Genomic DNA, 23,562 nt, shown 5'->3' on the forward strand with positions numbered 1-23,562 from the left:
ATCCCCACTCTCGGCTCCACCATCAAGTCTCATCTACTGGATAGAGCCATAATCAACACTGTCAATCGCAGATGGCAGGGATCCGGGACATTGCAAAAACTCGCATATGTCCCGGTCCATACCTGTATATGCAACCAAACAACGGATGCATCAACCTGTTGCAAGCGATTTCATGAATGATCTGAAATCAGTCAGCCGCATTGCGCAGAGAACCAATCCTGATTACGCACCGCTTTCCCAGGTTACTTAGTTCATGCATGAACAGCGCTGCTGGCATCACGCTTGCTACGCATGGAAGCAAGGTAGATGCAGACACCAGCTGCAACCATGAGCCCACCAACAACGACAAGGAACATGATTCCAGCCGCACCAGTCAGAGGCAACTGTGTCAAGCTCTTTACGTTCATAAGCTGGTAGCTGCCCTTAGTCGAGCTGGTCATCTGGGCCAGACCGTAGGGATCTGCAGCAAAACCGTACTCCAGAGTCTTCAACTCCTGCTCACCTGAGGCATCTGGACCATAAGTCGGGAGGATCTTGACTCCGAAGGACAGATCTTTCAGTGTCATGAAACCGTTAGGGGCTTCCGTCTCCTTGACCTGGTAATCATCTCCTGATGCCACGCCTTTGATCGCGAGGTTGCCTTGTGCGCCGGTCTCGACTGTGGTAACCGTCGAAGCAGGGGCGTCAGTAGCCATGGCCTTACGATACGAACCATCAGCAAGCTTTACGAACTTCAGATCGGCACCACCCTTGGAGATGGAGAACTTCGCACCTGCCAGCTTCTCGTTCGTTGCCTTGTTGATCTTGGTCAGATCGAAATTATAGGTATATACTTTGGCCTTGCCTTCAGGTGTCTTACCAGGACTTGCAGGTTCACCGGAGATGCTTGCATTCGGATCGTTTGAATATTCAAGAGATGCCGAATTGTGAACGTCGCCTGGAGTCGTATCAATCGCATTGGCGTTGAGGGTCGTATCATATTTGATCACAATCTGTGCACCTGCATAATGACCATCACCTTTAGTGATCAGATCACGGAAGAAGCTTGACAGGTCGAATACGATTTTCCCGCCATTGCTCATGTCGGAATCAGTCGTTAGGGCATAACCAGGAGTTCCTGCAGGAATGGTCGCAAGCACCTGATCGGTCCCCAACTTGTTCAGGGTCACCGTCACGTTCGCCTTGGCGGCATCAAAGGTCAGACCTTTCGTCAGAGTATCGTTCATCTTCAGGTCGTATGTGCCCGCATCATATCCCAGATAGGTCGGAACAGTTGCCTTGATGGTGAACCGAACAGTGTCACCCACATTGTAATCAGCTTTATCCGTGGTCTTCTGAGGGGTGCCGGGGGCTTCACCCTTGGCATCGATATCCTCAGTCATACCCTTCACATCCACGCGCGTGCCGCCCTCTGTTTTCGCGGTGGTGCTTACGAACATCGGAAGCGTTACGCCGTTATCCGCAGTATGTGCTGTCTTGTCCACCAGCACATATTCGCCCTGGGGTATACCGGTGAACTCCACCGTATCCGTTCCCTCAGCGGCCGTCTTCGTGATTGCTGAATCCGAATCGAACAGATTGCGGAAATCCGCATCCTTCCATAGATTGTTCAGGAACAACCTGACCTTGCCATCATACTGAGGCTTGCCGGCATCGGTCGGAGTCGTCGCTCCATCGGAACCAACTCCCCAGTTCGTCGCCACATAGGCAATGGGGTCCGTGGTCACACCATCAGGCACTGGATCCGTTCCGAACATGGCGGACAGCGCTTTAGTGCTACTTGTTTTCACCTGAGCGGGGTTGGCCACGGTCGCCACAGATACGGACCCTTCCCCACCCTCTTGCGCGGGAGGCAGCACTTGCGTATAGTCGCCAACCTTTAACGCTGTAAACGTGCGCCCGGCAGCATTATGTATCTTCAAATCGGCAGTTTGCTCAGCCGCATTGGCAGCAACTGCACCGGTAGCCCCCATGGCGAAGGCAGCTACTAGCGCTGTCGCAGATGCGACCAGACTCCTGATACTACACCTTGTCATTCCCTGTTTCCTTTCCTTAAATCGGGTGAAGACGAAACCGAAAGGATCCCTCAGCACCCAAACCATCAACCACCGGTCCGGATCACACCCTGCCGGACCGGCAGAAATTCTTCATCACCTACGACTCGTATACCTGTTCGCTGCGTATCCGGCACATACCAGGAACACGCCAAGAATCAAGGCCAATACCAGCCATAGGACATGACTCCCGCCAGTGAATGGCAGATGGGACACAGGATCCATGCCTTGTACGTTCACACGGGTTGTGGGTCGCTGTCCCGATTGCGGAGACTGCACACCATTGACAAGAGATGAACCAGAATGGGCATCGGACTTCACCGTAACGCGATATGAAACGGTCACCGTCTCTCCTGGGGCGACACCGCTTGAGTCCGACCAGGACAGAACACCTGAAGCCTCATCAAAGGTTGGCGCTGCAACCTTGTGATTGGTCACGCTCGATACGGCTGAAAGATCCATAGGCTTTCCGGCGCTACCCAGAACACCTGAAAGATCATCCTTCAGCGACGCATCGTATACGGTCACACCCGTCGAATTTCGATACGTCACCCGGTAGAACAGATCCTTGCCCTTCCTTACCGAAGACACACCTTCGGAAGAGGTTGCGGAACCAAAGGCACCCTTCCCCAAATCAACACTAGATACGTCATTCTTCACGCTGACGGAATCCGGTCCACGGTTATTCATGGCCTGATTGATCAACTTGTGATCGCCAGCAGGCGAATGATCTGCTGGGTAGGTCGTCACTTGAATACGGACGACAGCCTGTTGTCCCTTATCCAAGGTGCCCTTCCACACTACTTTCCCCGGCGAGGAAGCATCATTCCAGGTCACGACTCCAATAGGCGAATCACCCACTAATGAAGCGTTCTCGACAGAGGCGTCATCCGCTACATCATGCATGTCATCGGACACCGTCACATCGACAGGATCGGCAATTGCATCCGCCGGCAGCGGATTCGACACAGTCACCTCATATACATATCGTTGGCCAAATGCAACGGATGACCCCTCTGTCACTGGTGTCAAAGCACCGTCAGAGGACACGGCGAGAAGACGCTTGTTCACCTCTATGCGTCCCAGCCCGTTCGATGTCTTCGGCTCATCCTGCGAATAATCCGATACGAAGGTGTTCTCGATGGAACCCTGGTAATACGATGCGTCCTGGCTACGCAAAACCGTCACACTGTATGTCACGGTAACCTTGCCAGGCCCCTGAGCGGATTCACCCGGCACAGCGCCTTTCCAGGTCAGACGAGCGGCATCGACGTCAACCACAGGTGCACCCGGAGCAGCACCGGCCGGATCAGTAGAAACCTTCACATTGTCCACGGTCCCGCTCTGGGAATATGGCAAGACGCCTGAAAGATCATCAGCCAGCACAGTTTCCACAGCGCCACGGTTCGGGTTGACGGCCGTCAATGTGTATGTCAACCGCTGGCCTGGGAAGACGCGCGAACCCTCGGTATGATCAGCCGATTTTGATAACTTCAGGGGGATTGGCGTCCCGAAATGGTACACACCACCACGAGCGCTCACCAGTAGATTTCGGTAGCCAATACCATTCTCCGTGAAGGTGTTCGCCACCAAGGCGCCACCAAGCAGTCCAAGGGATCCGAACCCATCTTCACCGGCAGCATCCAGGGGCTGGAATGTCGCCCTCTGCGCTTCACTACCTTTAGCCGGAACCGCATACCCGGCCACACGCCCGGCACCAGCTCCGTCACGGTACCCGACGAAGACGGTATCACGACCATCCGGCGCATCACCGACAGCCACGGATGAGCCGAAATACTGTGCCCCTTCCTTGCCCTTCAGCGTTGAATTCACAGAACCATCAGCCACGTTGAATCTATACACGACACCGCGCTGTTCCGCCCACTGGGTCGATGAATCCCACGAGGGGTCACCTGCGAGCACCTGTCCGCCGTCGGAACTGAATGCCAACGAACGACCAAGACCCGCACGAGCGGTCGAGGCATTAGCCGCCGGATATGAGCCTTGGGCCTTATCCACATTCAAATCACGTACAAATCCGGAACCAGAGAACAACTGGACGCCACCAGTCAGACTGTCGACTCCTGCTACGGTACGTTCCTGGCCAGGAGCACCCAACGCCACCGAGCCGCCGTGCACGGCCACCGTCTGACCAGCCAGCGCCCCCTCCACTATCGAAGCATCGCCTTTCGGCGCCAACAGAGGAGTTGGAACCGAAGCAGCATCGGACAAATCCACGACGAACCCCATACCAGCATCATCGACATCATCAACGGTTGAATTCGGTGCCCCGATTACCAGAGAGTTCCCGTCCAATGCCAAGGACTCACCGAAGTTGTCAACCTCATACCTGTCCGAATCCGCCGGAGCGCCTATCGTGCGGACCAAGGAGCCGGACAGGTCAAATACCAAAACCTCCTGCGACCACTTAGCCCCGACCACGACGTACTGATCGTTCAAGGCCACCTGGTATCCGAATCCCGATACAGCGGCGGGGGCGGCTATCCTCACTGAACCGGCAGGTGCGGATGCGCTGTCGGCATCACCACTCCAGGCACTCACACCGTTACTGTCAGAAGACAAGGTCTGCACCACCACGGCACCGTCACCGGAACCCCCTGGCACGCCCTGCGACTCTACGTAGGCAAGCCGTTTACCGAATGCAGCAGCGCCATACCCGACGCGGTCTCCCCCGGTGAACCGTGCATCCTGCACCAGACGAGGGAAATCGGATTTATCGTTACCCGGCAACCGTGACCCTGCAACCAGGCCCGAACGCACACCCACACCGGTCGATCTGGCAATGTCACGCCCATCATCCCCACGCCGAGCCGCAGCGGTCAAGGCGAATGCGGACAAGGCAAGACACACCACTACCAGTATGCCAACTATAGGAAAACTCTTCTGCAATCTTCTCACTGCAGCCCCGCTAACATGAATAATCCAGCGCTCGTGGACAACTCCCTTTTGGGAATCTTTCCGAGAACGACATCATCAACGTCTCTTCCGAATTCCATATTACGAAAGAAGATAAAAAGATGCAAGTTGATTGATATATGCATTGAATATGCAACCTGGGTTTTCCTGACTCAAGTTGTAGAGAGCAATTGACTCTGTGTAGCACCAGGTAATCTGTTTACGCCGACTTCCGCTCAATAACTGCCTTTTACTAAGTTATTGCCGTGCAATCAGCTCCGCTCGCAAATACCGGATGAATGAACTCTGTCGGTATTATGACGATGGAATTTTCAATCAGTCACTTTAATAAAAGGTCACAGTTTATTGATTATTAACCACTAACAATCTATTAATTATTAATCACTGATTATTACTTCATTGAAGCAGGAGTAAAGGCGGCAGAAAGTCCTACTCTTTCATCGCTTGCCTGATCGTTCTTTTCCCCGTAGCCTTCAGACCCTTCGGGAACGGTTAGCCTAATTTTCTCCCCATCGACCGCATCATCCCCATGCACGCCAACAACCACGACCTGATAATGCTGCCCCTTCTGCTCTGCAGAATGCGACGACCGCTGTCCTGGAGTTCGCTCACAACCAGGTCATGAACCCCAGCACCCCACTCAAGACATGGAGTCTCCCGTACTCCCATACCGACGGTTCCGCCATTATCCAGTCACGGTCATTCGCATGATTCACACCTTCGCTGGATTCGACCATTCACTCATAAGCACTCCATGTACAGTCGGCACAAAAAGGGTACGATTACGCATCTTGCCTTTCCTGAATTCGCGCTTTTTCACAGTTTTGCACCTTCCGCGCCAAGGAACCGTCAAGATTTTCGCTTGAGGGCTGTCCGCGTACCAGGCCTTCGCGGCCGGACGAGCCCCCCAGCTGGCTCCACGGGCACGCCGGCCGCGTGCCGCACAATAAGACACGGGGATCTCGTCAGTCTGACCAGCAATAAGGCGAGCGCGGCGCACAAGACCGTCATTATCAGGATGAGCCTGCCGTCCTTCTTGGCATCCTTGGGAAACGGGATAGGATCCGGCATCGGTTCCCTATGCCCTGACACCAACAACCTATGCGTATTGATCCCATAGGGCGTGCAGGTCATCAGCGTGACCCTGTCCTGCCCGGCTTCTATGCGCAACTTGCTGGTATCGTTGGGCTCGATGACGATTATGCGGTCTACCTTGTACCCCATGGTCTTGCCCATGGACTTGATGTAAAACGTATCTCCCTTCTCCATCTCGTCCAAGCGGGTGAACATCGGGGCTCTGACAAGGCCGCGATGCCCCGTCACCACGGCATGTGTCGACGGACCGCCGACCGGAAGCGAGGACCCGTACAGGTGGCCGGCACCGGATGCCAGGACCTTCTGGGAGGTTCCATGGTAGATGGGCAAGTTGACCGATATCTTGGGTATGAGTATCGAACCCATGATTCCGTCGCCTTGATTCAGCTGGGACTGATAGACGGTATCCCTCTCTGAAGCCGTCTGGCCTTGGGTCGTCCCGCCACTGAAGGGGTCGATGATCTCTCCCAGCACCGGCTGTCCGGATGATGCAAGGTGCCTGTTATACTCCTCTGCAGCCTTCAGTGCCTCCTTGGCCTTGGGGTATGGCCAGCCAGCGACGTCACTATCGGAACGTGATACAAGGGCTTCCTGCTTTTGACTGTAGGCAAATTGCAGAGCGAAGGGAGCTGCGATGGTGCAAAGGCCCGCCACAAGGATCAGGATGGCGAAGATCTTCAGCCAGCGCGCGGCCCTACCGCGACGCGGCTCCTTCTGAAATACCAGGGCACGAAACCGGTCCGGCTCATCATGGGATTGACTGAAGGCCACGGAATCCGACCGCACCATGGACGTCGCCTCTTTTCATAATTCAAGGTCATCTGGTCAATGAATCCTGCAAGGACTGCGCTGCGCACCGAGCACCCTGACGCTTCCGCACCACTCTTCGAGTTGGAAATACCCAATCCGCCTGGTCGCAATCCAGGCAAAGGCTGGAATCCACATGGGCCTTGCACCTTCTGAATTGCAAGTTTACCCTTATGCCGCTCGGTGGGATTGTTCATCAAACCAACGGATCCTCATCTGTCACCGCATGAAACGACCACGACAGCCTCACGAACACCGAATACGAGTCACGCGCTTGGAGGTCCACAAACTTCACACCCGGTAACCGCCGCTTCATAACCTTGTCGGTCCTGTCCATGCGAAACCGTACAAATTGACACCCTTGATCCATGTCATATCCATCAAGGCCACCAATCAAACACAAATCTGCCGTCACCATATGGCAGCACAAGGCACTATAGGCAATCTGGACGCATCAGGCAAGTGGAGCAATACCACGAACGAAGGAAACCCGAGTCCAACCAACAGATATTCAGAAAAGTGCGATGATTGCCCCCAGAGTCATACCAGAGTCATATTTAAACGGCATGCGCTCATGCTGGATAACCGGGAGGTTGAACGCTGACAACAGTATGCTGTACGAACAAGCAGCAACGGCGTTGAGAATAGATGCCGCAAGCGATCAACGAGACTCGCCAATCCGCCCTTTCCGCGTGTTAGCCATCTCGAATGATGCTGGTCTTTTCTGCTTCGCCGGCGGCGTCCTATCATCATGAAGATAATCATTACCAACCAGGCTGCTGGGTAAGTGCATAAACCCCAGAACCTCGAACCGGTGACGAACGATATAACATGCGCAAGGATTAATGCCAGCGCGAAAAGACGACAGCAGCGACTAGAGGCTTATCGGACATCATGATATGCAACCAATTACCGTATCGGATGGCTTTCGCGCCGAAGATGTACGTCTCATAGCGGTTCCTTTGCCGTCGTACAGAATGCACAGAGTGTGCGTAGAAAATGATACACACTCACCAACACTCTCGGGATGCACCCCTTTAAAATAAGTCCGCATGCTGGATATGCATATACGTCTTGGCGAGAAGCTCGTTTCAGAGTGCTTATCCAGGAAGCAAACATGAAAACTGCTTTTGGATAAAGTTCGTTTATCGATCTGCTCGTTCCGAGGGCAAATCAATCCAATATCGTTCTACTGGCTGACCAGAGCTGCCCGGGAGCACATTCTCCAGTTGCCCGCCGCGCGAGAGGATGGTCCGGCGGCTGGCCAGATTCGACCGGGAGCAGGTGATCAGGACCCGGCTCATACCCAGAGCGGCCGCCCGTCGCAGACAGCCATCCAGCATCAGTCCGGCATAGCCCCGCCGGCGACAGCCAGGACGAACTGAATAGCCGATGTTGCCACCCGCGCGCAGAAGCGCCTGAGTCAGCTGCAGCCTCAGCTGAATTATCCCCACCAGTTTGCCGCTGGGCTCAAGGGCGGCGAACTGTAGAGCGGGCACAAATCCCGGCGGCAGATCATTGCCGCGCGCCTGACGAGCCACCTCGGGCAAGCCTGACCGACGAACCTCATCCAGGTTGTGACAGTCCTCCAAGGGGCCGAGCCCGGCCGCTTCATCCCGAGGCTGAGAACGGCAGGCCTGCAGATATTCCCATATCGCTTCAGCACACACCGCTCCTGGCTGGTCAATCCTCACCAGACGGATTCTCACGGTCCGCCTCCTCTGCCCAGTTCACGATCACCCTTTTATCAACAACAATCCGGCCTGCAGTTGTACCTCATTCTAAATAGGCGGCATGCGGCAGAACTGGAAAAATCCACAACAAACATGTAATGTTGAGATGTTGCCCCTCTGGCTCAATGGTTAGAGCAGCGTCCTTTTAAGTCGTGGGTTGTGGGTTCGAATCCCACGGGGGGCACTTTTACGCTAGGGTAGATTGAAGTTAATTTAACGCTCCGGTCTCATTCTTATCCCAGATAACTAATATTATTTCATAATGTGCAAAATCAGCTTTCCCCATACGGTTAACCCCTGCATATCGAACTTATGGAAGAACACGTACATAGATATCGAGGAGGAGTAAACCGTCAGAACTATATAGAGCTTTTGATAGTTTCTGCAGATAGGAAGGGGACATCTATACAGCTCACTCAACTCGGCAATCAAGCTGTATCCAAAAACCGAAGCAGCACAGCTAATCGACTTCAGCAATAACCAGACGGGTAATGCGCCGAAGGCACATTTTTGCATTTTGACTCATCATGCCCAGGAAAGAATTAGATCATTCATCTAATGTGCACTTTTCATACCCCACCACCATCAATGTTCTTAAGATACGCGGGATGACTCTTTCCCCGATAGAGGAAAAACACGTATAGCATACACTGCCACTAGCTGATGCGTGCATCAGACCGCAAACATGCTTTAAAATCTGAGAATCTACAATACTATCGGTGCAGCGAGCACAAACGCACTAAACCGCTTTAGGCACCACACAAGTACCGGACCTGTTTTTTGCGCATTGAATGGACGTATTGTAAGGCAAGAACAGCTTTGAATCGCCTCACGCAATAGCTTGGCGCTATGCTTCGAATGAACTGCAAGAAATGGTGCGCGATAAATACTCACAACGATATATAAGTTAGTATGATACCCAACCATAAGTTCAAAAGATCGATTGTTCTTTTCCAGCAGGGAACAGTGCATATTCATTTGGAATACGTAGTTACAGGCTACCGTGTCAAACGCATTCTAACTGATAACCTCCACCTCACTACCACCTCAACGCAAGGTCTAATTCTTACCGTCATATATCTACATCAGTTTTTCATACAAGAATTAATTATAGGAAATAAGACGCATGTCTGCGGCAATTCACAATATCATTACTATCACCATGCTCCATTCAGCACGTTCGGGCATACCGACGCACAATTATGGATACGCTAAACTATTAGGGAGCTTGGCTCCACTATTAAGATCACTGCAAAAGCGAAATCCCACCCAGGAATGCTAATTATCCGCTGATTTATTTTGTCTCTCCTAATTTTGACTAATCTAAGCAAAACCTAACAGTTGCCCGCGCCCGCCCCCGCATGAAGCTTTTGGTCAAGCGTCATCAGGGCATCTCATCTGACTACATAATTCATTACTTATCAACAATATCCCTATAACCACAACATGCATTTAGCTAGAATCGGGTGCAACCGATTAGCAAGACGACCAGTGTTTACTGACTCTGTTTCGAGCCTCATTAAAGTCGATTCAACATCTTCTATAGAAGATCAATTTGGGAAAGAGACTATTGAGTAATCTCCATCAAAAACAAATCGATTAGAGAGAATCAATAGACGCATTAAAGTACAAATAATGCCAAAACAATGGAATATTTATACCCTAAAATTCTGGTTTTGCAAAAATAGCAATCAATTATCATCATCAATAAAACCTGTCTCTTATTTTTGCGCGCCTATAATTTTTACTAGTTAAGCCTTTGATTATTATGATGTAATGTTGAAGAAAATAAAAGTATCTTTAAACTAAAGAATTATGATTACGAAAGAAAAGTAAATGTCTAGAAACATTGATAACGATTCCACCTTAAGTTTAGATATACAACAGCTACGGAAACTCTGTTATAGCAAACGACTGAATTTTCTTCTTGGAGCAGGGGCTTCGCAACCTGCCATACCAACCCTTGCAGACAATCTTCATCCGGATGAACTCATTGATACAATACGCGGTGTTTCTGCTAATCTTCTCTCAGGTTCGATTACAGGCGCGGAAAAGGTTACATTTCACGCATATCTCGGTTTCATATCTATGATTATCTCTATTCTTAACCTATCGAATTCGCGAGCAGTACCTAGATCCGCAAACATCTTCACCACAAACTATGACCTCTACGTCGAAGCTGCTATGGATAAAATTATGCAGAACAATTATGGCATTCTTTTCAATGACGGAGCAAATGGCTATTTCAAGCGGTATATTAACACCTTTAACTATGACCGCTCCTCAGCGCTCAGAGGACAATTCGATAATTATAATCACGAAACTCCAACGATCAGACTTATCAAACCACACGGATCCATTAATTGGATACAATTGACACAAGACAAAGATCAAGAACTTATTGAAGTGCGTAACCGCCCCGTAGACAAAACGGAAAAGCCATTTATTGTTCCAGCCGATAAATACGAATCGCAGCATACGATGGAGAGTCGACATTTCTTCGAGATGCTCCGTTTGTTCAATATCGAGCTGGATAAACCGCAATCAATACTATTTGTTATTGGGTTCTCCTTTGAAGATAAACACATAGCAAGTATGGTACGGAGGGCACTACAAAATCCAGGACTCCTAGTTTGTATCTTTGCCTACTCTGATGAGACTTGCAAATCTAGCGCAGGTAATTCAAGAAGAACAATTTCTAAGAATATTGGTAAAATATTAAGCCCTAACTTAATAATTCTCTCGCCAAAAGATGTTGCTAAGTTTTTAATTAAACGCAAAAAATACTGTCTAGCTAGTGTATGTTCCAAAGTTACCAAGAGCACATCAAAGGGCATACTACTGGACCTGAAGACCGTGACAAGGCTGCTCATGCCCGACAACGTCAGCAGCTTTTTCTCGTGATCAATGACAGTCGATAATTTAGGGAATGATAGGCATGAACGAGGCAAACTACGTAATTGGTGTCGTCATATCTGTCGAAGGAGACCGAACGCTGATAGGCACTTATGATCTGATTAATGATGATGAGATTATTCACAATGGTCAAATCCTCTATGGGCCACGCCTTGGAGCATATGTCACCATCAGACAGAACGATGTTAAGATCATTGCAAAGATTACTTCGGAAAAGGTCATAGACCAGCAAAATACCATTAGAAGTAACGAATTCGACAACAGATACAGCAAAAACTCCATCAACCGTCTCATCGGCGTCAAAATGCTTGGCGCAATCGAAGATCAGCAGTTCACCGTCACTAGCTCATATGCTCCAATGGTAGGTAACGAAGCTTACATCACTACACGGTCTGAACTTGCCAGGATTTATGCCATTGAACCAGGTACAGATAGCATCGCTATTGGCAGTGCTTTGCTGGAACGAGCAGAAGTACTTATCCCTATAAATGCATTTTTTGCTGGTCATATTGGCATATTCGGTAATACTGGTAGCGGCAAATCTAACACCCTTCACACGCTCTTTTACAAACTAATAAAGAGTAAATACAACAAAGGTATCCTGAAGAAGAGCAAGTTCACAGTCATTGACTTTAACGGCGAATACCGGAACAAAAATATTTTTGGATTCTCCGAAAATTCTATAGAACGCTACGATGTAAACACACGCACACAAATAGGCATGACTAAAAAGGTCAAAATCTCGGAAAACTACATCATCAATCCAGACGTACTCATCATGCTGCTCGAAGCGAGTCCTGGAGTGCAAGGACCGTTTATCAGAAAATCATTAAATTTTTTCAGAGAAATTAAGAAAGCTGATAACTTCATGCCATTATTCATGGGACTACTGGAAAAAATAATTCTCTCGGGCAACTCTGTACGAGATGATGCGTTTAAAGACTGGATTGAAATTACTGAGAAGTATTGCAAGCCAGCTGAACTCTCTAAAATTAAACAGATAATACATCATCCTAACGGTAACTGGGAAATACCAAAGGAGGGCAAAGATTCGGCTGACTGGATCGATGCAGGACCTCAAACAATTGCCCCTGAGCGGAAGCTGAGATTAGGATGGCAGCAACTAAGCGCGGCAATTAAAAAAAACTTCTCTAAGTTGAACCCTCTAGAGCGCTTATACGTGTTTTTCCTCTACGAGCAAGTTTATGCAACCGCTTGGAATAATGGCACTGATCCACAATATTTAAGTCCTTTGTTTTCACGGATGAAGACTAGATTTAAATCGTTAAATAAAGTTATTGATATTGTACCGGAAGCTCAGACTGGAAATACGGATCCTAATAGAAAACCTCTGACGATTTATTCATTTGTTCACGCAGACCAAGAAATCAAGCGCATTCTTCCTATGCTCATAGCCAACATGCTCTATGGCGAACAGAAAAAGGTGCAATCAAATACTCAGTCAATTACTGGAACCTCGCATCTCATCATTGACGAGGCACATAACATACTTAGCGACATCCAACGCGACAATAGCGATAACTGGCAAAGCCATCGGCTTAGTTCTTTCGAAGAAATCATCAAGGAAGGTCGTAAATTCGGCTTCTATCTTACTATCGCCTCTCAGCGCCCAGCCGACATATCACCGACAATCCTGTCTCAAATACATAACTATATCATTCATCGCCTTGTCAATGACAGAGATTTAAGAATGTTAGAGAATACTATGCCAACACTTGATCGTTCCTCCCTCGCGACTATTCCATCATTGGGCAAAGGACAGGTAGTCTTGACAGGAACAGCTTTCCCTGTACCACGCTTTGCGCAAATTGATAAAATTACAGATGTGGCTCCGGCAAGCGATGATGTCCTGCTTACAAAGTTATGGCATAACACGAAATAGAGGCAAATCATTTCCACCTAGCTGACAAGAAAAACAAAGTCTGACACCGTACAAGACTCTAACTCATGCCACATACTGGAACTCTCATCATAAACTCCAGTAGTGGCATTCTAATTTTCTCATCAAAGCTATATAAATCTTTGTACTCTTGATGCGAAAAGCCACAGCGATTTCTCGATATCAAAAATTTGTGAGCACGTACATCTGAACGGAAAATAGAATAATAGCAAATTCGCACTGAGAGCAAACTTCAACATACCATTTGAAACAGGCTGTGATTTTCGCCTTGATGTAAAAACCTAGCATCAGCTGACATCTGATCATATTCTCGCTACTACTGGAAATGTAGAAGAATACCAAGATTTTCTTTGAAATATCCCCACAATTTAATAGTCATTTTTACTTGGGTATTTTCATATTGTTCCAATAGTTACTTCTGTGCAAATACATACATAAACAAGGAGCCAAAATATCACCGAAACGCTCGGACAGAGAAAAGCAACGAAATTTTCTTAATTTATAGCTTCAAACAAGATTCAACTAGAAGTTAACGGCATGCGTGATCACATCAATATTGTGGATGTGCTTGCTGCCTCTCCTTAAAATGGGCAGATCATCCTAAACATTTTTATACAAGCGCCGGGAATCACGCCCGTATCCGTCTGACCGCCCAGTTGATCAATTTACGCAGCTCCGAGGCCACCAGGACCAGGGAGGCCAGGGCAATGCACTCCAGCCAGGCCTGGGACTGGAGGGGAACGGTGTCGAAGGCCTCGCCCAGGAAGGGCACATAGATCACCAGAAGCTGGAGCAGTATGGAGATTCCTATGGCGCCCCAGAGCCAGAGGTTGCTGAAGAGCCCCAAGAAGGCCGACTTGCGGGAGGAGCGGGAGGCCAGTGCGTTGAAGAGCTGGGCGAAGACCAAGATGGTGAAGCCCATGGTCCGCGCCTCCCTGATCTGCGCCTCATGGCCGATCGCCTGGACGGACCTGTCGGTAAAGAGGCCGCCGCTCAGGTGCATGTCCATGCCAATCAGGGTGACCACAGCCATGACCAAGCCTATGTAGATGATGTCAACCCACATGTCCCGGTCGATCACCCGGTCGTTGACGGATCGGGGCGGGCGGTCCATCAGATCGTCTGTCTGTGGGTCCACGCCCATGGCCAGCGCGGGGGCCGCATCGGTCAGGAGGTTGATCCAGAGCAGCTGGGTGGCCAGCAGCGGCACAGTCACGCCCGCCATGCCGGGCTGCGATATGCCTAGAAGCCCCGCGAAAACCACCCCGCCAAAGACCGTGAAGACCTCGCCCATGTTGGAGCTGAGCAGGTAGCGCAGGAACTTGCGGATGTTGTCGAAGATGCCCCGGCCCTCTCGCACAGCCTGGACGATGGTGGCGAAATTATCATCCGCCAGGATCATCTTGGCCGACTCCTTGGTGACCTCGGTCCCGGTGATACCCATGGCCACGCCGATGTCCGCGGTCTTGACAGCGGGAGCGTCATTGACGCCGTCGCCGGTCATGGCTACGACCTTGCCCTGATCCTGGAGCGATTCGACGATCTTCAGCTTGTGTTCGGGGGCCACGCGGGCGTAAACGGAGACCTTGGAGGTGGTCTCCCGAAGCTGGTCCGAGTCCATGGCATCCAACTGCTCGCCGGTGCAGGCCGGCTGGCCGGGTTTGATGATGCCCAGGTCCCCTGCGATTCTGGCCGCAGTAAGCGGATGGTCGCCGGTGATCATGATCGTTCTGATGCCGGCCTTATGGGCCTGGTCCACCGCATGACAAACCTCGGTGCGGGGTGGATCAATGATGCCGACCATACCCGTCCAGATCAGATTGCTCTCCAGATGGGCGCTTTCCTGGATCACCTTGTCGGCAGACAGGCGGACAGCCGGAGCATGCTGCAACATTCGAGGCAACTGGTCCGTCTGGTCTGTCCCAACTGTCCTTGACAGCTCCTCCCCCTCACCAGCTTCGGTCAGCGATGACAGTTCCTGGTCGGATACAGGCCGGAAGGCCTGTCCCAGGGTCCTGTAGGCATCCGCCGAGAGACTGCTGACCTGGGCAAGTATCCTCTCTCGATCGGCACTAGTCATAGGCCTGACCTGGCCGCTCTCGAGAATCCGGTCGCATCGGCCAAGCAGCACGTCGGGAGCACCCTTGCAGAAGAGTCGCGACCGCACTTCGTCGCCACCATTCGGGGCGGCCAGGACCGACATGAGCTTGCGCTCCGATGTGAAGGGAATCTCGGCCAGACGGCGGTAGCCATCAGCCTTGGCATCGGCTCCGACTTTGCGAGCGGCGACAATCAACGAGACCTCCGTGGGATCGCCGACAATCTGCCAGTGACCCTGCCCCGATCCAGACTGGGTCTGGGAATTCGGTTTGGCCTGGTCCGCCTGCCAGTGAAGGTCTCCGTCGTTGGCGATGGTCCCGACCATCAGAGTCTCTTCAACCGCTTCAACCAGAGATGAATCGATGGCGTCCGTCAGCTGTTGATCATCTGACCCACTGGCCTCGACCGGCTGCATGGCTCCCTCAGGAGCGTACCCGGTGCCAGTGAGTCGGACCTGTCCCGAGGGGACAACCACCCGCTCAACGGTCATCTCATTGCGGGTCAGCGTCCCCGTCTTATCAGAGCAGATGACCGATGCCGAACCCAGCGTCTCAACCGAGCTGAGCTTCTTGACGATGGCATGATGCTTGGCCATGCGCTGCACGCCCAGGGCGAGAACCACGGTCAGGATGGCCGTCAGCCCCTCCGGCACAGCAGCCACGGCCAGGGATACAGCCATGAGCAGGGAATCAATCAGGTCCTGGGTTGTCTGGAAGCCTTCCATCAGAGCCAGCGCCGCCAGAACCAGGACCGCAATCAGACAGACAGCCAGGCCGAGAAGCTTGGAGACCCTGGCCATTTCCTTTTGCAGGGGAGTGGGCTCCTCCTGGGTATCAGCCAGCATGCCGGCGATTTTCCCGACCTGGGTATCCATGCCGGTGGAGGTGACGATCATGCGTCCAGTACCCTGGGTGACTGCGGTACCGTTGAAGACCATGTTGGTCCTGTCGCCCAGAGCCTTGGGCTGGTCAAGCCGACCGGGCCGCTTGCCTACCGGCAGAGACTCACCGGTCAGCGACGCCTCGGCCACTCGCAGGCCCGCAGCCTGGAACAGTCTTCCGTCAGCACCGACCGAATCACCCTCAGCCAGAACCACAACATCGCCGGGGACAATCCTGCTGGTCTCCAGGCTGACCACCTGGCCATCGCGCAGAACCGAGGCACGCGGGGCCGTCATGCTCGCCAGGGCGTCCACCGCCCGCTCGGCCTTGGCCTCCTGAGCGTATCCCAGGGCGGCGTTAAGGATGAGGATGATCATGATGACGATGGCATCAAAGGGCAGGGGTTCGCCGCCTCCGGCTGCCGGGTGCGAGCGCTCCACCACCCAGGCCACTAGCGAAATGGCCGTGGCTGCCAGGAGCAGATAGACCAAAGGATCCTTGAACTGTTGGAGAAACTTCCGCCACGCGGGAACAGGAGGCGCCCCAGCAAGCTCGTTGGGGCCGAATTGTTCCAATCGACGAGCCGCTTCGGCCTCGTCCAGACCCTGGTTGGGATCCACGTCCAGAGCAAGGGCAACCTGATCGACACCTACTGTAGAGGGGTCCTTGAGGACGGGATCATCCACCCTGCTCTTCTGCCCAGAGTCCTGCCCTGCAGCCGGGGTCATGCTGTTATCTGTTGATTGTTCATGCTTGGAGTCGCTGGTCAACCCAGTCATGCCACTCTCCTGCTTATGCCACGGAGTAGTCAACGCTTCGGGGGCCTGCTGAAAGAAATCAAAGGCGGCCAGGCCAAAACGCTGCGTGGATGTTTACCAAGTTGAATTCACAATATACATAGAGATGACCGAAGTCGTCAAGACCTTTGCTCCGAGGCGAAGCAGCATGCGTTTCATACCGATGAGCACAAGACGTTGTGGCGACTTCCCATGCTTGTCGGCACAGTCGATTGCCGATGGCTCAATTCGGAGAGCCACTCCTCCCACAGTTGACGGATAGAACAATCCAGCAGCAAGTTGGGCTACTCTTCCTCTAACCTGCCAACCTACGTGCATTCAGCTCCTCAACCTGACCCTTGGCCAGATCTTCGGCAAACAAGGCCTGACAGGCAAGGTCACGGAGAAATACTAAAGAATGGCAAACTTTAGTAATCAATTACTAAAGTGATTACTAAAAGATTGATGTTTTATAATTATCGGTCCACGATTGACACTATTTCCTGGTCTTTAGCACTATGTAATTCTTGACCAGACACCAAGTTTGCCGTGAACGGCATCAACTCTGCTGAATTCACTGCACTGGAAAAGATACAGTGACTACTGCGCCATCGCCATCGGTAGCATTTCCAAGGGTCAGATGACCTTCTGCACTCTCCACAGTTGACCGGGCCGCAGCCAGGCCGATGCCATGGTGACCGCCGGAGCCGTGCCGACTGCTATCGGCCTGATAGAGCCATTCCGTGGCATGAACCAGAGCTCGGCTGCTGAATCCTGGACCCTGGTCACGCACGGTTACTACCAAGGCTCGCCTGCCCTCCTGGCCATCCTCCAGCCTCCAAGTCAGCCTCACCAGGCCTTGGTCCGGAGAATAGTCAGCTGCGTTGGCAACGATGTTCATAATCGCCCTGACAAGGTCAGCGGAATTACCGGAAATCTGACCAGTGTCGGAACCCAGGCGGTCTTCACTCTCAAGCCGCAGACCCCTAGCGCTTAGATAACCCCGGGCCTGGTTGTCGACCATATTCCTCAAGGCAACCGTTGTGACCTCGGATCGTCCAGAAGCGGTGCCCACAGAACCCTGGCTGATGGCCCGGGCATAGTCGGCCATTTCTGCGATGGCATCCTCGATGGAGTCCAGGTAGGACTGCTGCTCCTGGCTGAGTCCAGTCTCCCCCAGCAGGTCTGCGTTGCCTCGCATGATGGTTAGCGGCGTCTTCAGGTCGTGGGCCAGCGCCGCCACCTGCCGACGCTGGGACTCCTGGGCCGTCCAGGTCTTCTCCAGAGATTCCTTCAGCGTGGCGCGCATCCTGTCGAAGGATTCCAGCACCCGGTTGATTTCCAGCACGTTGCTGCGGGGTAGGGAGGCATCCAGATCCTGCCGCCCTATATCGTCAGCCACCTGGTTGAAGACCTTGAGCTTGGATGATATGACATGGGCCGCCCGCAACCCGACCAACAAGAGGGTGAGCAGCAAAGCCAACCCGTAAGACGTGAGCAGAAGGTTCTGAGGATTGGGATAGCGGTCACGGTCCTGCCTGGATGCCCACTGCGGCTGAACCCGATAGGCCAGGACGCATGGCCGCCCATCAGCTGTGGCATAGACGGCGTAGGTCGCATCCGGCTTCGCGCGAGTGGCCAGGGGCCGCCCCGTCTTCTTTCCTCGCTCTTCCGATGGCTTAGCTGCCCTATGTTCCCAGTGGTCGGCAGCCAGCTGGTCGGCCTCGCCAGCCATGCCGCCTTTCATATCTCCCCCCGTAGGATGCCCCTGGTGGTCATAGGTTCGATACCAATAGGCTGCGGGAATCAAGGATTCGTCAATAGCGGCCGAACGGCCGATGGATTGCCCCACCTTCTCCAGATGCTGCTCGCCATAGTTGGCCCAGAAGATGTCACCCCTGGCCCCCAGGTTTATCCAGACCATATAAATGCCGGCGAACAACAGAGCCAGAATCAGCAGAACATAGAGAAAATATCTGATGATCAGCAGAACGATGGGCATTCCCTTGCGGCTTGGCCGGCTCTTGCCGTTGATGCTCGGTTCCATCGGTGATTCGGGCACGCCGTCGGTCAGGCCACCCATTGGTAACCCACCGACCAGATGGTCCTAATGGGGTCCACCCCCAGGGCCTTAAGCTTGCGCCGGGCATTGCTCAGATGCACTCTGACAGCAGCCGTGGCATCGCTGTCCGTATCATCGGCTGCCGGATCATCCTCTGCAGCCAGGCAGGCCTCCCATATCTGCATGGGCGCGTAGGCCCTCCCTGGATGCTCTGCCAGCAGGGCGCATATGCGGTATTCTGCATCCGTCAGATTGGCGTTGCGCCCGTCCACTCTGATCTGCCGCGCCTGAAGGTCCATGTCCAAGGGGCCGAAATGCAGGAGGGGACGCCCGCGACGACTGCCTTGAGACAGCCGCGCCCTGACCTTGGCTCGAAGTTCGGCAATGCCGAAAGGCTTACGTATGTAATCGTCGGCGCCCAGGCCATAAGCCAGGACCGCGCTGTCCTCGTCAGTCTTGGCCGTCAGGAAGATGATCGGGCAGGATACCCGTTCCCTGATGAAAGTCAAAAGGGCAAAGCCGTCCAAGTGGGGCATCATGACATCGCAGAGGATCAGGTCGATCGAAGACAGGTCCATGTTTACGACCTTCCGCGACTCGTTGACCACAGTCACGGCATAGCCGTCCTTGGACAGGGCAGCCATCAGCAGGGTCGTGATCCTTGTATCGTCGTCCACCACCAGGATGGATGCCCGATGCCGATTGCTCCCGGGGGAACCTTCGGCGTGCACGTCAGCCACGATTGGCTCCTTTTCTGCGCTTGCAGACTCAGCCCACCCGCTTTCGAGAATGAACGCCTTGTGGGCCAGGTGTCTTGCAGGCCTGATTCCTAGGACAGATTTCTCACGGACGGAGGCCCTGCAATCCAGTCTAATCGCTGACCTTGCGCCGATCCTCGAACCTGCCGATCCAGAGCAGAAGGGTCAGGCCCAAGGTCAGGGTGAGGACCAGGCAGGGGACCAGATTGTCCAGAGCCGTCACGCCGATTGAAGCACGCAGACCTTCCCCTCCCGGCATAGTCAAGGCCAGAGCCTGTTCGATTCCCAGGGAACCGAACCTGGTAGGCCAGGTGAAGGGTATCCACTGGCTGATCCCAGGAGTGCTCTCGACACCGGATAAAGTACGGCCGTACAGACCATTGAAAAGGCCGCCAAGGGAACTGATGGATATCCCAGTGCCCAGGACCCCAATGGCGATGGTCGTGTTTCTGCCAAAGCGCAGGGCCAGAGCGATGGAGAAAAGGTAGAGGCAGAGGGAACCACCGGCCATGCCCAAAGTGGCGAGCGCGACGGCCGAGATTGGTGCGCCCGCTCCGCCTGCCAAAGCCATGGGTAGGCAGTATGCCAAAGCCGCTAAGGCCAGAGCCAGCAACCCCAGAAGCCAAAGCACCAGGATCTTGGCTGCCAGACCCAGACGGCGGCTGGGAATCCCCAGAAGGTTGGCCATGTCGCCAGCCTCACGCTCAGTCTCGATGTTTATGGCAACGACGATGGCGGCCATCAGGGGCATGAAGGCGCCCAAGACCTGGAAGAAGGCATCAGTCTCCAGACCAGGATCATAGGGAGCTGCAGCGAAGTAGGCGCTACAGATGAGGCCGGCCGCCAGTCCGCAGACGACATGGATGGCGATAAGCACAGATCCATGCAATCGCACGATTTCAGAGGCCACAACCCGGCCGACTGTCATTCCAGTCATGTCAGTTGGTCTCCTTCCGCGAGAACCAGATTCCTGTCAGGACGGACAGGAGCAGGAACCAGACCAGGCAGACCACCAAGGCCGTCAGACTCTGCCCGCCGAAGACAGACAGCGCAGCCTTGATCGGGCTGTTGTCCTCGGTCTCTAGAGGCACGCCATCAGGCATGACCTTCATGAAGGGCACCGGCAGGTTGATCATGGCGGCAGGCGGCAGGAAGGACCATAGCCGTTGGTTTCCCCAGAAGGTGATCGAGACCAGCAGGTCCACCATGTAAGGCAGACCGAATCCGATCAGAACACCGAACCGGGCGGTCAGTGCCAGTACCGTCGGTATCATCCAGGAGCAGGCCAGGACCAGCATCAGGGCACTGACTACGAAGTCGACTAGGGAGGGACCCTCGACCCAGGAAACGGCGACTATAAGTGCTGGCAGACCCAGAGCCAGCAGGGTGGCGATGCCGACCAGAAGCAGACAGTAGACGATCTTGCCCCACCAGATCAGAGCGGGCGCGGCGGGCAGGGCCAGAGTGGTTCTCCACTGCTGTTTGCCGTCAATGTTCGCCACGGCGACGCTTATCAGGGCAGTCATGGCCGGAAGAAGCAGGACATACCAGTAGTTGACCCAGGAGGGCATCCAGACATGCAGCCCGAACGCGAAGCACGCCACAATAATAATGAGCACCAGAGGAAAGGCCAAGGCCATCCGCCTGGGTGCGGCCGACCGGCCCTTCATGATCTCCGCTGCCAGGATCCTGCCAAAGGAAATGCTCTCACCCTGTGTTCCAGCCTTTTTCACGACTCGGGCGTCTGAAGTAGCCGTATCCTGCTGGTCGAATTGGTTGGCATTCATCTCGTTCATCGCGACCTCCTGAGCACGTCCATGAACAGCCCCTCCAGGTCCTCTCCGGCGTGCAGTTCATTCTCGTAGGCCAAGCGACCGTCGGCGATGATGCCGACATGATCCGCCAGGATTGACACCTCGGAGAGGATATGGCTGGAGACGATCACGCTCATCCCCTGCTGCGGGAAGCTGCGGATCATCCCCCTCAGCTCCTCGATGCCCAGCGGATCCAGCCCGTTGGTGGGCTCATCCAGGATCAGCAGACGGGGTTTGGTCAGAATGGCGTTGGCTATCCCCAGGCGCTGCTTCATACCCAAGGAGAACTGCCCAGCCTTCTTGGAGCCCGTATCGCTCAGCCCGGCAATGGAGAGCGCCTGGTCGATCCGCTCATCAGGCAGGCCAAACAGGGTTGTGCGCACCTTGAGGTTCTGACGGGCCGTCAAGTTGGGGTAGACGGGCGGCTGCTCGATCAGGGCGCCGATGTCGTAGAGGTCCTGCCGCGACCAGGGGTGCCCATCCAAAATCATGGATCCGCCAGTGGGGTGCAGCATGCCTGTGACCATCTTCAGGGTGGTGGATTTGCCAGCCCCGTTTGGGCCCAGGAGCCCGTAGACCCCGCCCTCAGGAACATGCAGGGACACCTGATCGACGGCCCTCTGCCCGTGGCTGAAGACCTTGGTCAGCCCCTCGGTCCGCAATATGTAACGCATGGTCAGCTCCTATTCGTTTCCGTGTGGCAGGAGCCAGACTAAAGACCGAAAATAAAGAAAGATAAAGGAGCAGGAACGAATTCTCACACAGCTATTAAGTCGAGGCAACCATGCTATTCCTGCCGGCTTTATCAGACTGATTGATTTGATCATTCTCTGTCGAGATCAATAAACAAATACTGAGACTGTTAATAAGTACGGTCTGACCGATGGCTTCATTATCTATCGAATATCGTACATACAGGAGCACCTAGAACACAAAGAATGCCAAATACCAAGGAGAGTCAACGGTGCAGAACTGCACAAGACCATCTTAAGAACGGCCAACGAGTTGCGAGCTTTTATGGACGGCCTTGGTTTCAAGTCCTACATTCTTAGACTGCTCTTCTACTAGTCCATATCAGAAAATCTGAGCGACTATTTAATGCAGCCAAACACGTAGCATGCAATAGCTATTTTGACTATGCACAGCTGTCTGACAAGCAGACAGAACTCCGGCAGCAACAAGGCAGTAGAAAAGAGTTTCCCATTCTTCTTTTTGGTCTGTTTGCCAAGATACAGACTAATGCTCCTCTGGCTGAAATTCTGAACAAGCCTCTGTACAGAATATTCAAAAATACTGATAGATCAGTTTTAGGACAGCTAGTGAAGATAACTTCAGAGGACATTTCGACGGCTTGGACATCGACAGCAACAAACTCGGCCCCACCCTGGTCAACCGCAACAAGAATCTCCATAGACTGCTACGCGCTATTGGTGGCATCCAGCTTGGGTCAGATGACAATGCTCAGATAGACACCTCCGGTGATGCTTATGAATCTCCAACGGACGTGTACTCTTCTCGGACAGGCAAATCCGACGCTGAGCTCTTTACGCCCCAAGCGGTCTCGGAACTGCTGGCCAGAACTGCCCTAGTCGGCAATATCCGTGTTAATAAGATATAAGAAAAGAAGGATTTCCTCGGGACAAGGCACGATGCAGGAAAAAAGATGACCGACAGTCTCATTTGAACGTACAGGTCGTATCCATACCGT

The 23,562-nt window shown here is 53.1% G+C and carries 13 protein-coding genes and 1 tRNA gene; 4 read left to right on the plus strand and 10 right to left on the minus strand.

Annotated features, from left to right (window positions below; all coding sequences use genetic code 11):
• Nucleotides 1–251: 251 nt before the first annotated feature.
• From ACUIAD_RS02295 to ACUIAD_RS02310, 4 genes are all read right to left on the minus strand, one after another.
• A complete protein-coding gene (locus ACUIAD_RS02295) occupies nt 252–2,102 on the minus strand; it encodes a SpaH/EbpB family LPXTG-anchored major pilin (protein ID WP_445343558.1) in 1,851 nt (616 codons plus the stop codon).
• 48 nt (nt 2,103–2,150) lie between these two features.
• Nucleotides 2,151–4,835, minus strand: coding sequence for a DUF7927 domain-containing protein (locus tag ACUIAD_RS02300; protein WP_445343559.1), 2,685 nt, complete (start codon nt 4,833–4,835; stop codon nt 2,151–2,153).
• Between the two features lie 1,005 nt (nt 4,836–5,840).
• Nucleotides 5,841–6,875 carry a class C sortase gene (locus ACUIAD_RS02305; RefSeq protein ID WP_110452773.1) on the minus strand — a complete coding sequence of 345 codons (1,035 nt, stop codon included), beginning with the start codon at nt 6,873–6,875 and terminating at the stop codon, nt 5,841–5,843.
• Between the two features lie 1,163 nt (nt 6,876–8,038).
• Nucleotides 8,039–8,602 (minus strand): GNAT family N-acetyltransferase, encoded by a 564-nt coding sequence (locus ACUIAD_RS02310; protein ID WP_445343560.1) that lies wholly within the window; start codon nt 8,600–8,602, stop codon nt 8,039–8,041.
• A gap of 135 nt (nt 8,603–8,737) precedes the next feature.
• Here ACUIAD_RS02310 and ACUIAD_RS02315 point away from each other — a divergent pair.
• The 3 genes from ACUIAD_RS02315 to ACUIAD_RS02325 all read left to right on the plus strand — a co-directional run bounded on the left by ACUIAD_RS02315 (nt 8,738) and on the right by ACUIAD_RS02325 (nt 13,445).
• Nucleotides 8,738–8,810: transfer RNA gene (locus tag ACUIAD_RS02315), tRNA-Lys, on the plus strand.
• Nucleotides 8,811–10,462: 1,652 nt separating this feature from the next.
• Complete coding sequence (locus ACUIAD_RS02320) at nt 10,463–11,530, plus strand: SIR2 family protein (protein WP_445343561.1); 1,068 nt, start codon at nt 10,463–10,465, stop codon at nt 11,528–11,530.
• 34 nt (nt 11,531–11,564) lie between these two features.
• Nucleotides 11,565–13,445 carry an ATP-binding protein gene (locus ACUIAD_RS02325; RefSeq protein WP_445343562.1) on the plus strand — a complete coding sequence of 627 codons (1,881 nt, stop codon included), beginning with the start codon at nt 11,565–11,567 and terminating at the stop codon, nt 13,443–13,445.
• 646 nt (nt 13,446–14,091) lie between these two features.
• Here the strand turns inward: ACUIAD_RS02325 and ACUIAD_RS02330 are convergent.
• The 6 genes from ACUIAD_RS02330 to ACUIAD_RS02355 all read right to left on the minus strand — a co-directional run bounded on the left by ACUIAD_RS02330 (nt 14,092) and on the right by ACUIAD_RS02355 (nt 22,528).
• On the minus strand, nt 14,092–17,172 hold the full coding sequence (locus ACUIAD_RS02330) for a cation-translocating P-type ATPase (RefSeq protein WP_445343778.1): 3,081 nt from the start codon (nt 17,170–17,172) through the stop codon (nt 14,092–14,094).
• Between the two features lie 622 nt (nt 17,173–17,794).
• Complete coding sequence (locus ACUIAD_RS02335) at nt 17,795–19,303, minus strand: HAMP domain-containing sensor histidine kinase (RefSeq protein WP_445343563.1); 1,509 nt, start codon at nt 19,301–19,303, stop codon at nt 17,795–17,797.
• On the minus strand, nt 19,291–20,022 hold the full coding sequence (locus ACUIAD_RS02340) for a response regulator transcription factor (protein WP_445343564.1): 732 nt from the start codon (nt 20,020–20,022) through the stop codon (nt 19,291–19,293). The genes ACUIAD_RS02335 and ACUIAD_RS02340 overlap by 13 nt, the downstream gene beginning before the upstream one ends.
• Before the next feature lie 130 nt (nt 20,023–20,152).
• Nucleotides 20,153–20,977, minus strand: coding sequence for an ABC transporter permease (locus ACUIAD_RS02345; RefSeq protein ID WP_445343565.1), 825 nt, complete (start codon nt 20,975–20,977; stop codon nt 20,153–20,155).
• Nucleotide 20,978: 1 nt separating this feature from the next.
• A complete protein-coding gene (locus tag ACUIAD_RS02350) occupies nt 20,979–21,836 on the minus strand; it encodes a hypothetical protein (protein ID WP_445343566.1) in 858 nt (285 codons plus the stop codon).
• The gene (locus ACUIAD_RS02355) at nt 21,833–22,528 is read right to left on the minus strand and encodes a lantibiotic protection ABC transporter ATP-binding protein (protein ID WP_445343567.1); all 696 of its coding nucleotides are present in this window, start codon (nt 22,526–22,528) and stop codon (nt 21,833–21,835) included. Before ACUIAD_RS02355 ends, ACUIAD_RS02350 begins: the two co-directional genes overlap by 4 nt.
• A 677-nt stretch (nt 22,529–23,205) precedes the next feature.
• On the opposite strand from ACUIAD_RS02355, the gene ACUIAD_RS02360 reads away from it, so the two are divergent.
• Nucleotides 23,206–23,472 carry an N-6 DNA methylase gene (locus ACUIAD_RS02360; RefSeq protein ID WP_445343568.1) on the plus strand — a complete coding sequence of 89 codons (267 nt, stop codon included), beginning with the start codon at nt 23,206–23,208 and terminating at the stop codon, nt 23,470–23,472.
• Nucleotides 23,473–23,562: the final 90 nt, after the last annotated feature.

It is taken from the genome of Bifidobacterium sp. ESL0819 (assembly GCF_052606245.1).